The sequence below is a fragment of the Paraburkholderia oxyphila NBRC 105797 genome, assembly GCF_000685075.1.
GTDB lineage: Bacteria > Pseudomonadota > Gammaproteobacteria > Burkholderiales > Burkholderiaceae > Paraburkholderia > Paraburkholderia oxyphila.
Window position 1 is genome coordinate 64,949 of sequence record NZ_BAYD01000015.1, and the last position, 12,222, is coordinate 77,170.

Below are 12,222 nucleotides of genomic sequence, written 5' to 3' on the forward strand. Positions count from 1 at the left end.
ATGTCGCAAGGTCTCATCGAGGCAGGCAAGGGCGCCGGGGCCACACGCTCCGCGGGCAGCGCAAGCGTCTCTCGCCGCACATTTCTCAAGCTCGGCGCGGCGGCGGGCGGCGGGCTGCTGCTTGGTTTCAGCGTGGCTGCGCTTGGGCAAGGCGACACCACGGACGCGAATGCAGCGCGCAAGTCGGTGATCGGCGGCGATGGCAATGAAGCGCCGCAATCAGGCGTGTTCGAGCCGAACGCGTTCGTGCAGATCGACCGCGCGGGCAAGGTCACGCTCATCGTGCCGAAGGTGGAGATGGGGCAGGGCACCTATACGTCGCTGCCAATGCTGATCGCCGAGGAACTCGAAGTGCCGCTCGAGAGCGTGACGATCGATCACGCGCCGCCCAATGCGAAGCTGTTCACCGACCCGCTGCTCGGCGGCCAGCTCACGGGCGGCTCGACCTCGGTGCGCTACGCGTGGGAACCCATGCGCCGCGCGGGCGCGACGGCGCGCGTCGCGCTGATCACGGCGGCGGCGCAGCAATGGCAGGTCGATCCTGCTACTTGTCACGCGAAGAACGGCGAAGTGCTGCACGACGCGAGCGGAAGGCGCGCGCCGTACGGCTCGCTCGTGGATGCAGCGGCGAAGGTTCCGTTGCCGCAAAACGTGCCGCTCAAGGCGCCGAAGGATTTCACGCTGGTCGGCAAGCCCACGAAGCGGCTCGACTCGCCCGAGAAGGTGGACGGCAGTGCGCTCTTCGGCCTCGACGTGCGGCTGCCCGGCATGGTCTACGCGGCCATCGTCAACTGCCCGGTGTTCGGCGGCACGCTCGCGGGCGTCGACGACACGCACGCGAGGCAGATCCCCGGCGTCACGCAGATCGTGAAGGTCGACAACGCCGTGGCCGTGATCGGCGCGCATACGTGGGCCGCGAAACGCGGCGCGGCGGCGCTCGTCATCGAATGGAACGAGGGCGCGGCGGCCGATCTTTCGATGCGGCAGATCGTCGGCGAGTTGGCCGAGGCCGCGCAGAACGCGCAAGGCGCCGTGGCGCGTAAGGACGGCGACGTGCAACAGGCGTTCGGCAGCGCGAAAACGCGTGTCGATGCCGTCTACCAGCAGCCCTTTCTCGCGCACGCCACCATGGAGCCGATGAACTGCACCGTGCACGTGCGCGCCGACGCCTGCGAGATCTGGGTGGGCACCCAGGTGCCCACGCGCACCGTGGACGCGGGCGTGGCCGTGACCGGTCTCAAGCCCGAGCAGATTGTCGTGCACAACCATCTGCTGGGCGGCGGCTTCGGGCGGCGTCTCGAAGTCGATCACATCACGCAGGCGCTCAAGATCGGCAAAGCCGTGAATGCGCCCGTCAAGGTGCTCTACACCCGCGAGGAGGACATCCAGCACGACATGTACCGGCCGTACTACTACGACCGCATCTCGGCGGGGCTCGACGCCAACGGCAAGCCGGTGGCGTGGCAACACCGCATCGTCGGCTCGTCGATCCTCGCGCGCTTCGCGCCGCCGGCGTTCAAGAGCGGCCTCGATCCGGACGCCGTGGAGGTGGCTGCCGATCTGCCCTACGACTTGCCGAACCAGCTCGTCGACTACGTGCGCCAGGAGCCGCATACGGTGCCCACGGCGTTCTGGCGCGGCGTGGGGCCGACGCGCGGCACCTTTGTGGTGGAGAGCTTCATCGACGAATGTGCCGTGGCGGCGAAGACCGATCCCGTGCTCTACCGGCGCAATCTGCTCGGCAAGACGCCGCGCGCGCTCAACGTGCTCGACGTGGCGACGCGCGCCGCAAACTGGGGACCGCCCGTGCCCAAGGGCCAGGGGCGCGGCGTCTCGGTGATGCACGCGTTCGGAAGCTACTTCGCGATGGTCGCCGATGTCACCGTGACGAACGGCGAGGTGCGCGTGAACCGCGTGGTGTGCGCGGTCGACTGCGGCATGACCGTGAACCCGGAGACGATCGAGGCACAGGTCCAGGGCGGCGTGGTGTTCGCGATTTCGGCGGTGCTCTGGGGCGAGGTCACGATCGAGCGCGGGCGGGTCATGCAGAGCAACTTCACCGACTACCGCATGCTGCGCATCGACGAGGCGCCGCAGATCGAGGTGCATATCGTGCAGAGCACCGAGGCGCCGGGCGGAATCGGCGAGCCGGGCACGGCGGCGCTCGCGCCGGCGGTGACGAATGCGATCTATGCGGCCACCGGTACGCGCCTGCGGCAGTTGCCCGTTGGGCGTCAGCTCATGAACGCGCAAAGCGCCTGAGGGGACGACGATGACGACATTCAACGCATCCTTGGGCGTGCAAGGAAACGCTACTAACGGTCTGTCGCACGACGCGCCTTCAAATGGGGGCCGGGGCGCTGGTGTGCGACATCGAATCGATCGCTCGAAGGGCAGGCAAGGTTGGCTTTGCCAAGAGGGCCACAGTGTGCCGCGGCGGACGTCTGTGGCCACCACCGCTGCGGCGCTGGCGGCCGCGACACTCGCGCTCATGCTTACGCCGGGCGTCGCTGCGGCAGCCGCCGGCGCCGCCCCAAACGCCGCCCCAAACGCCGACGCCGCCACGCTCCAGCGCGGCGCCTACCTCGCCCAGGCCGGCGATTGCGCAGCGTGCCACACGGCGCCGCACGGCAAGCCGTTCGCAGGCGGCCTGCCGATGAACACGCCGCTCGGGCGTATCTACACGACCAACATCACGCCCGACCCGGACACGGGCATCGGCGGCTACAGCGAGGCCGATTTTGCGCGTGCGCTGCGCGAAGGCGTCGCGAAGGACGGCCACAACCTCTATCCGGCGATGCCCTATCCGTCCTACGCCAAGGTCCGCGACAACGACGTCGCGGCGCTCTATGTGTACTTCATGCACGGCGTCGAGCCGGTCAGGCAGGCCAATCGCGAGAGCGATATCAAGTGGCCGATGAACATGCGCTGGCCGCTCAAGATCTGGAACGTCTTCTTCCTGAAAGCGGGCGCCTACGAAGACAAGCCGGGCAAGGACGCCGCCTGGAACCGCGGCGCGTATCTCGTGCAGGGCCTCGGCCATTGCGGTTCGTGCCATACGCCGCGCGGCATCGGCTTTAACGAGCAGGCACTCGACGAAAGCGGCAGTGCGTTCCTCACCGGCGCGCTGCTCGACGGCTGGTTTGCCTCGAACCTCACGGGCGAGCACAACACCGGGCTCGGGCGCTGGAGCCAGGCCGACCTCGCGCAGTTCCTGAAGACGGGGGCGAACCAGCACGCGTCGGCGTTCGGGGCGATGACGAGCGTCATCAACAACAGCACCCAGGCGCTCAACGATGCGGACATCGGCGCGATCTCGGCCTACCTGAAGTCGCTGCCGGCGGCGGGCGGCAATGGCGCGGCGGCGTACGCCTACGATCCCAAGGCCACCAAAGTCTCGCTGGCGCGGCCTGCCAACGACGCGGGCGCGCGCGTCTACACGGCGTACTGCCTGCATTGTCACGGCGCCGACGGCCGCGGCTTCGCGCCCTTCTTCGCACCGCTGGCGGGCAATCCCAACGTGCTGGCGAAAGAGCCTGCGTCGCTCATCAACGTGACGCTGAACGGCACCGGCGACCTCGTGATCCAGGGCATTCCGGCGCCATATCCGATGCCGGCCTATCGCGGCCAGCTGAACGACCAGCAGATCGCCGATGTGCTGAGCTTCGTGCGTGCAGGCTGGAACAACGGGGCGGGCGCGGTCGGGGCCGCCGATGTCGCGAAGCTGCGGGCGATGACCGAGCCGGTGCAGCAGGCGCAGGGGACGCAGTGAGACGCGCGGCGGCGGGAAGGGCGCCGCTTGCGCCGGCCGCGGCGTCCGGGACGGCAGCCGGCGCGCTCTGTATCGTCGCGCTGCGCCGCGAGGAACTGCCCATCGATACCGTCGAGCTCGCGCGTTTCATGGTCGGCAAGTATCTGGTCCGCGATGCCGATGAAGGCGCGGAGGGCGCGCGCATCGTGGGACGCCTTGTCGAAGTGGAAGCCTATCCGCTTGGCGACTCGACGAGCCACGCGTTCCTTGGGCGGCGCGCCTGGAACGAGTCGATGTTCCTTGCGCGCGGCCACGCCTATGTGCGGCTCACTTACGGCAGCGCCTGGATGCTGAACATGTCGAGCGAGGCCGAGGAGGTGGGGGCGGGCGTGCTGTTTCGTGCCGTCGAGCCGCTCGAAGGACTGGCGGCGATGGCGCAACGGCGCAGCGGTGCGCCGTTGCGCGATCTCGCGCGCGGACCCGGGCGGCTTACGCAGGCATACGGCATCGGCCCATCGTTCGACGGCGTCGATCTTTGCAGCGGGCGAGGGTTATGGATCGGGCGTCCCGACGCAAGGGCGCGAAAGGCGGCCCGGCACGAGCCGGCCCGGGCGGTGGAGGTGACCACGCGCATTGGCCTGTCGCGCGAAACGGATCGGCTGCTGCGTTTCTACGAAGCGGGCAGCCCCTTCGTCAGCGGCCCGCGCAAGCTGCTGGCGGGCAGCGCCTGAGGCCGATTGTTGTGCATATTGCATTGTTGCCATGAACGAAACTGTATTTTTGAGAAATAGGTATTTGCCCTTATCGCTTGCCTCAATAAACTTCAAATCGTTGGCTGCGCGGCAAGCCGTTGCAAGCCGGCCCACAACAAGCGATGGAGGTAAGTGATCATGAAGACCCGTACCCTGATTCAAGCCGCCGTCGTGGCGGCGCTCGTTGCCGCCCCGGCGCTGACGTTCGCGCAAGACCAGAGCAACGCACCGAAGACCCGCGCTGAAGTGCGCCAGGAACTGATCCAGCTCGAGAAGGCCGGCTATAACCCGGCGACCGCCAACGACGCCGCCTATCCGGGTGACATCCAGGCCGCCGAAGCGCGCGTAACTCAGCAAGAAGGCATGGCCCAGACGCAATTGCCGACCGCCGATACCACCGGCTATGGCGGCGCGCCCATGGGCACGATGCAGTCGGGCCAGCCGGCGCCGCACATGGCACCCGCGCAGTCGACGTATTTCGGTAACTGACTCGGCGCGGCACGCAGCCCGCGTGCCCATCCTCGATCGCCACGGCCGGACGGGCTGCGCCCGCCTGGCCGGCCCGCCCGGTTTGCAATCCCTCGCAGCATTTTCATTGCGTGGAACCTCCGCCGCCGCAAGGTGGCTTCGCCCAACCCGCCCCGGATTGGGCTTTTTTTGCTGGTTTTGCTGGGCGCGCAGAGCGCCCCTGCGGGGTCAGGGGCCTGGAGGCCTGCTGACCCCGCTGCGAGCCGTCAGCTGCCCGGACCGCCGGTGATGTAATGCTCGAGCTGCGAGATCGTGAACTGCTGCTCGGCGATGATCTCCTTCACGAGGTCGCCGATCGACACCATGCCCACGAGCTTGCCGTCGGCCATGACGGGAAGGTGGCGCATGCGCCGCTCGGTCATGATCGCCATGCAGTCGTAGGTGGTCTGGTCGAGCTCCACGAAGCGCACGTGCGGGCTCATGATGTCGCGTACGGCGGTCGTCTTGGACGAACGGTCCATCAGCACGATCTTGCGTGCATAGTCGCGCTCGGTGACGATGCCGACGATCGCGTCGCCGTCGGTGACCACCAGTGCGCCGATCTGCTTGTCGGCCATCAGGCGGACGGCGTTGAACACGGAATCGCTCGCGGCGATCGTATGGACCGCCTGTTCCGGCTTGGATTTGAGTACTTGGGCAACGCTCGTCATAGGGCGACTCCAGTTCGTCCTTCTTGTCGTTCGGACATTGCGTGGTGTGGCACGAGTGGGGTGCGCACCGTTCGTGCCAGTTCAGTAAGCCATGAAAGCCATACCAGTATAGGCCGATGGACGGGTGCGCGGCGTCCGGATATGCGCGCGATGACACATGGCGCCTGGGGGCAGCGGGGCGGGATGGGCCAAATGGCGGTACACTCCGGTTCCAAACATCAATCCGGCATTGGGCCGGTTTTTGCCAGCCACTTGTTCCAGATCATGCCTACGCTTCAAGAGCCGTCCTGCGCGGACGGCGATAACGCCGACGAATGCGTCGTGCTTGACGCAGTCGCCACGCTGCCTACCCGTTACGGCACGTTCGAGTCTTATGTCTATCGGGTCAAGGACGGCGGCGCCGAACATGTCGCGCTCGTGATGGGCGACGTGGGGAGCGGCGAGCCCGTGCTCGCGCGCCTGCATTCCGAATGCCTGACCGGCGACGTGTTCGGCTCGTACCGCTGCGACTGCGGCGAACAGCTCGACCTCGCGCTGCGCTACATCGCGGCCGAGGGGCGCGGCGTGCTGCTGTATCTGCGTGGTCACGAGGGGCGCGGCATCGGCCTGTCGAACAAGATTCGCGCCTACCAGCTGCAACAGCAGGGCCGCGACACCGTCGAGGCGAATCTCGACCTCGGCCTGCCCGACGACGCGCGCGAATACGATTCCGCGGCGGCGATCCTGCGCCTGCTGAAGGTCACGTCGGTGCGGCTGATGAGCAACAATCCGAAGAAGTTCGACACCCTTTCGAAGCACGGTATTCCCGTGATCGAGCGCGTTGCGCTGGCGATTCCGATGCGCGAGGAAAACGAGCGCTATATCCGCACCAAGCAGGTCAAGTTCGGGCATTACTTCGAAGAAAACGAGTAGGTTTGGTTTGGGCGGGCAGAGCCCGTCCTGATTTGGGTGGTGTGCCCGCCTTTGCTTGATCTACAAGTATTTTTGCTGCAACAGGCCGACGTGGTAGCGCAGAGGTCTTCCAAATCTCGAAAAATAATGAGCGAATGAAAGGAAGGTCATATCCGGATTGATGAGGAGCAGTCTGGTTTTCTGGTATTCAATGTAAGAATCTGATTTTCAATGGATTATTGTTGGATGCTACGCACGAGATCCATGAGTCTCTGTTCACCTTCCCAGCTTTGAGCCAGCTACGCTGGCGCAGGTTTTCTCTTGTTGGGAAAGAACCTGCGCCATGTTTCTTTTTCCGCAAAAATCTGCGCCGGCGAGCCGTTTCGGATTTTTTTTGGATGCCTCGCGTGGAAGCTGCGCTGCACGCTTGAATGGTGAAAATATCCGCAATTGAGCGGCCGCGAGCCGCTTCATCATCGGGAACCACAGATCGTCCATAGGGCGCTATCCACGTCTAGCTGTGTCCATTTCGCATAGCGCGCCATGCCGGGCCGGCTGGCCGTCCACATCGTCATCCAGGAACTGGATGCCGGCGACGAGGACTGGCGCGAAGCGAATGGCGCGCGCGGTCATTTTCATCGGTCGGATCGTAACGCTCGGGAATTGTTGAAGGGTTATGTTCGATCGGAGTAGTGCAATCGGCATAATAGGACACTTCTCAGCACGCGTACCTTGTGCTGATAACCCCCCCGATTATTGGGTCTGGCAATATTTTCCGGGTTGCTCCTGACCTGATGTGATGCGATGAGAGATTATTACCTGAATCAGAATTCTCGCAGCTATAAGTGTCGCTTCAAAGAAATTGTTTAGAGGGGGCTATTTCAAGCGGACGTTGAATTATCAAAAATTGATCTGTACTATCCTCGCTCACTGGAGCTAATGCAAAACTCTGGTCGACAATAGCTCGGCCGATCTCGGGTTTCGTTGTGTGATCAACCAGCCCGCACCGTTCGGAAAATAGGCATGCAAAACGACGCGATCGCACGAGGCGGCGAGCAGGAACACGCGTCGCTCAGGCGGGCCGCCGCGATTTGTGTCGCGTTCGGCCTCGTGCTGGTCGCATGCGCAGCCCTTTGGGCATGGATGACGTTATCGTCCACGCGCGGGATGATCGGCACGCAAGGCACTGTGGTTGGCTTTCTGAACGATAGCCGCGATCCGCGGTTCTTTCGGCCAGTTTTCTCGTTCCTGACGCAAGACGGAGAGCGTGTGGTGGTCAGGGGCCGCACGGCTTCCGCGCCGCCCGCATACGAACTGGGCGAGAAGGTTGCGCTTTACTATCGCGCTGGCCAGCCTTCGCAGGACTACGTGATCGACAATTTGAGCGAGCGCTGGTTTCCTGTTGTCGTCCTCTCTGTGCTGGGCATCGCATTTGCCGGCGCTGGGGCGATCACACGCGTTTTGACACAAGGGACGCGCGGCAACTTTGCGGGCGCAGTGAAAATGCGCGGCAGTGTCGCGCAAAGGCGCCGCGCGTTGCACCGGCGTGATCTCATGATCTGCGCCGCGCCGATCGCGATGGGCGCTGTCGCGCTCGCCATCGCATGTGGGCTGTTCATACACGAGCGCCATATCACGGGGACGTTCATACACACGACGGGGCAGGTCGTCGATATGGTGGAGCCTCAGCGCCGTGTCAAGGGCGGCCATCTTGCCTCGGCAGTCGTGCGGTTCAAAACGGCTAGCGGGCAGGTCGTGACTTTCGTACAGGGCTCCTCATCGACGGGTAATACGCTCGCTTTCAGCGATACAGTTGGCGTGCTCTATGACCCTGACAATCCCCAGCGGGCCATTGTCGACCGGTTTGGGGACCGTTGGGGCGCGGCCGCGATATTGTGTGCGATCGGCTTGCCGATGATGGCAATCGGCTTCTATTTTCTGTTCGGCATGCTCGCGCCGGCTCGTTCGCGCAAGCGTTGAATACCGCGCGGGCCGACTCAGAAGGCGCGTTGATTGCCTTGCTTCGTCTTCGTCCGTTCAAGTCCTGGTGCCTGAAGTGCCGAGTGTGGTGGTGTGCGGGATCACCACGAGTGCCGCGCGTTCGCGCGCAAAGGCGACGGCGAGCCTGGCGTCAAAACCATCTGGCCAGGCATGCAGCGGATAGCGGACTTCGTTGCTGGCATCAGGTACATGCGCGAGGTTGAGCATCAGACTTGTGTGGAATGGAATGGGTTTTACGGACGCTTCGTCGAAGGGGCAACGGGCTACCGGAGCAGGGAATCGGATGCTTGCAAGCCATTGCCGCCCGAAATCAGCGAAGATTCGTGGCGCAGGTTTTCTCATACCAAGAGAACCTGCGCCATGGAGCCGACCCGGGTCTTTTAGATGTATCGCGTGACGTTGCGTGGCACGCCTGCGAGCGGGCCATCGCGACCCGCGCTTGCCGCACCGGTACCATCAAACGGCGATCTGGCGGGACCGTCGAACAGGCGGCGGCCGCTTTGCCGCAAGAGTGTGCGACACGCTCACCCAACCGATTCAGCTTTAAGTCCGTCCAGGCGGCCACGGACTGCGCTTACGCACGGCTCAGTTGGAGCGTTAAAAGCGAATAATGATAGTATCGGGCGGTATGATTTTCCTGTGCATCACGAGTCGACGATAAATCGGAAATAAATGCTGACTATTTGATGGTTTTCTTGAAAAATTTGACAGCAACCTGAGCGCCTGATATTTTCTGCGCGATTTTCCCGTACACGCATTTAATGTGTCACTCGTAATCCGCAGTGGCGCCATAGTCAATCTAAAACGCATATTGCAGAATTCCTAACGGGGAGCAGGTCGTGAACTTTCCCGCTATCCAGCGCGTATTTATCGGCGCCCTTCCGTCGCAGAACACGCGCCCGTTCAGACTATATTGGAGAGCCTCTCAAGCCGAACTTTCCGGTTTAATGTTTCTTCAGCGGCTGGACATTCGCGAGGACCTGTGCGGGGGCATCGAAGGAAGGCTTTTCTGCCTCTCGACCAGCAACGGGATTCCACTCCAGAATTTTCTGGGCCAGCCGGTGACTATTCAACTGGTTACCGACGCAGGGACACTTCAGTCGATTTGCGCGATTGTCACTGACGCGTATGAAGGCGAGTCTGATGGCTCGCTCGCGACCTATCAACTGGTGGTTCGCGATGCGCTTTCGATTCTCGAGCGTCGCGTCAATACCCGGATTTTCCGCACTAAAAGCACGCTGGATATTATCCAGACGCTGGTCCGTGAATGGCGCACAAGAAGCAGTACACTCGCGGCAACGTTTGATATCGACGTCTCGAAACTCGATGCGTCGAAATATCCCGTTCGTGAGCAAACCCTGCAGTTTGACGAGTCGGACGCTGATTTTATTCGGCGGCTGTGCCGAAAGGAGGGCATCTCCTGGTTCGTCAAAGCGGGCGGAGGGCAGGGCGGTTCGGGCCTTGGCGAGCAGCCGTTTCACACGCTGGTTCTTTTCGACAGCGTCATCAAGCTCGAGCAGGCGCCGGTGGGCACGGTCCCGTATCACGCCGATGCGACCGTCGGCACGAACGACTCGATCACGTTGCTGAACATGGGCCGGCAGCTTGTGGCGGGCTCCGTGCGTCGTGTGAGCTGGGACTATAAGCCGAGCCAGATGGACACGCTGCAGGCTCCCACGCGCGTTGACCAGGGCGCGGCGGGCAATGATCTCGCGCGACTGCTCTCGGACACCCGCATCGACTCCCCGCATATCGCGGACTCGGAGTCCGACAACCAGCGTCTGGGGCGCGCACGCCTGATGGCGCATGGCGCACAGGCCGTACGCATGGACGGCGCGAGTGGTGTGCGCAGCCTGACGGTCGGCGCCTGGGTGGCGGTGACGGGGCACCCCGAGCTGGACCGGTTGCAGGAGGTCGACCGCCGTGTGATCGTCACTTCGCTCCATCATCGTGGCGAGAACAATCTTCCGAAGGACCTGAACGAGCGGGCACAGTTGCTTTTCACGGCAAGCCGATGGTTGTTCGATTCGCCACCGGTGTCCGCGCAAACGCGCATGCGCCCGGCGACCATCGACGGCTCGGAGTCGAGTCGATACGAAAACACGTTTGCCGGCGTGCCGCGCGGCACGCCGCTCACACCGGTGTATGACCCGCGGGTCGACTTGCCGCGCGTGTATCCGGTCACGGGTGTGGTGGTCGTGCCCGACGGTGAAGAAGTGCATTGCGACGAGTACGGACGGATCTACGTCCAGATCCAGGGCCTTGACGAGGCCGACCATGCGCATGCAAGTGGTGCGGGCACCCAGGGCACGCCGGCCGATAGCGCCGCGGTGCGGGTCCTTGGCGGATGGGCGGGTGAAAACTACGGGCAGCACGTCTTGCCGCGCGGGGGCATGGAAGTGCTGCTCGATTTCATGAACGGCGACCCTGACCGGATGTATGTTGCGGGCGTGTTCGCAAATGGGCAGAACATGCCGGCTACGTTCAGCCGCACGGGCGGGTTGCCGGGAAATCGCTTTCTCACGGGCATGCGATCGAAGGAGATTCAGGGGCAGCGCTACAACCAGTTGCGGCTCGACGACACGCCCTCCCAGATCAGCGCGCAACTCGCGAGCGAACACGCGCATTCCCAGCTGAATCTTGGCTATCTCACGCAGCCACGCAATGACGGCAAGGGCGACGACCGCGGCGAGGGCGCGGAACTGCGCACGGATGCTGCTGCGGCCCTGCGCGCAGCGCAGGGCATTCTGCTGACGACCTACGCACGTACCCAGGCGAGCGGCGGCCAACTCGACCGCGATGAGCTGGTCAAGCTCCTCGGCGAATGCACCGACCTCTTCAAGTCGCTGGGCGATTACGCGAGTGAGCACGGCGGGCAGCCAATCGATACTGCGGGACAACAAGCTGTCGCAAGCACTTTCAGGAGCTGGTCGCCCGCGAGCGGCAACGCGGGTGCGAGCGGAACGGCGAGCTCGGACGCACTCCTCGCGTTCGGCGCGCAGTCCGGTTCGGTGAACCTCACTCCGAAGACGCATGTGACCTATGCGGGCGAGAATATCGACCAGGTCGCGCAGCAAAATTTTCAGATGACGAGCGGTCAGAGGCTCGTTGCGCATGCAGGCAAAGGGATGCAGTTGTTTTCCATGGCCGATGGTCTGACCGCTATTGCGAACCAGGGCGACGTGTCGATCCAGGCACAGGCGGGCGACGCAGTCGTGCAGGCGCAAAAGGACCTCCATCTGGCGGCGACGAAAGACGTCTATATCTACGGCGACAAGATCCACCTCGTGGCAGCGGACGGCAGCTATCACACAATCGGCGGCGGCCACGAAATCGGCTCCAGCGGCGGGCTCAACGTGAAGACCGCCGGGCATTCGTTCAATGGCCCGGCGACGGAGTCCGCGTCGCCGCCGAATTTCGGCCGCAATGGCACGAAGCAGCGTTTCAAGCTCCATTACCCCGGACATACGGAGGAGGCACCGCAACTGGCCGCGAGCCAGGCCTACAAGATCACCATGAGCAACGGGCAGGTGATACAGGGCACCTCCGACGCGAAAGGCATGACTGACCTTCTGCAAGACGACGTCATGCGTATCGCCAGGATCGATATTTTGAAGAACCCGCTCTAAGTGCGCGTGAGGACGTAAAG

9 protein-coding genes and 1 pseudogene are annotated in these 12,222 nt (G+C 63.7%); 8 read left to right on the top strand and 2 right to left on the bottom strand.

All coding sequences use genetic code 11. The features are described 5' to 3' along the window. The 4 genes from BO1_RS13105 (at window position 1) to BO1_RS13120 (ending at window position 4,992) form a co-directional block, all read left to right on the top strand. The gene (locus BO1_RS13105) at window positions 1–2,262 is read left to right on the top strand and encodes a xanthine dehydrogenase family protein molybdopterin-binding subunit (protein WP_028217953.1); all 2,262 of its coding nucleotides are present in this window, start codon (window positions 1–3) and stop codon (window positions 2,260–2,262) included. Between the two features lie 229 nt (window positions 2,263–2,491). After that, window positions 2,492–3,772 carry a c-type cytochrome gene (locus tag BO1_RS13110; protein ID WP_043284740.1) on the top strand — a complete coding sequence of 427 codons (1,281 nt, stop codon included), beginning with the start codon at window positions 2,492–2,494 and terminating at the stop codon, window positions 3,770–3,772. 71 nt (window positions 3,773–3,843) lie between these two features. After that, window positions 3,844–4,482: a DNA-3-methyladenine glycosylase gene (locus tag BO1_RS13115; RefSeq protein WP_028217955.1), complete on the top strand. Its 639-nt coding sequence runs from the start codon at window positions 3,844–3,846 to the stop codon at window positions 4,480–4,482. 159 nt (window positions 4,483–4,641) lie between these two features. Continuing rightward, entirely contained in the window at window positions 4,642–4,992 is a 351-nt protein-coding gene (locus BO1_RS13120) for a DUF4148 domain-containing protein (protein ID WP_028217956.1), read from the top strand. 245 nt (window positions 4,993–5,237) lie between these two features. On the opposite strand, the gene BO1_RS13125 is transcribed toward BO1_RS13120, so the two are convergent. After that, window positions 5,238–5,681, bottom strand: coding sequence for a CBS domain-containing protein (locus BO1_RS13125; protein WP_028217957.1), 444 nt, complete (start codon window positions 5,679–5,681; stop codon window positions 5,238–5,240). A gap of 264 nt (window positions 5,682–5,945) precedes the next feature. Between BO1_RS13125 and ribA the strand changes: the two genes are divergently transcribed. Next, complete coding sequence (gene ribA, locus BO1_RS13130) at window positions 5,946–6,593, top strand: GTP cyclohydrolase II (RefSeq protein ID WP_028217958.1); 648 nt, start codon at window positions 5,946–5,948, stop codon at window positions 6,591–6,593. A 255-nt stretch (window positions 6,594–6,848) separates the two neighbouring features. On the opposite strand, the gene BO1_RS59045 is transcribed toward ribA, so the two are convergent. Next, window positions 6,849–7,070 carry a hypothetical protein gene (locus tag BO1_RS59045; protein ID WP_156992231.1) on the bottom strand — a complete coding sequence of 74 codons (222 nt, stop codon included), beginning with the start codon at window positions 7,068–7,070 and terminating at the stop codon, window positions 6,849–6,851. A 525-nt stretch (window positions 7,071–7,595) separates the two neighbouring features. Between BO1_RS59045 and BO1_RS13140 the strand changes: the two genes are divergently transcribed. From BO1_RS13140 to BO1_RS13150, 3 genes and pseudogenes are all read left to right on the top strand, one after another. Next, window positions 7,596–8,552, top strand: coding sequence for a DUF3592 domain-containing protein (locus BO1_RS13140; protein ID WP_028217959.1), 957 nt, complete (start codon window positions 7,596–7,598; stop codon window positions 8,550–8,552). Window positions 8,553–8,675: 123 nt separating this feature from the next. Continuing rightward, window positions 8,676–8,771: pseudogene (locus BO1_RS57400) on the top strand (IS4 family transposase); the annotation flags it as partial. 641 nt (window positions 8,772–9,412) lie between these two features. Continuing rightward, window positions 9,413–12,202 carry a type VI secretion system Vgr family protein gene (locus BO1_RS13150; protein ID WP_043284693.1) on the top strand — a complete coding sequence of 930 codons (2,790 nt, stop codon included), beginning with the start codon at window positions 9,413–9,415 and terminating at the stop codon, window positions 12,200–12,202. The last annotated feature ends 20 nt before the right edge of the window (window positions 12,203–12,222 follow it).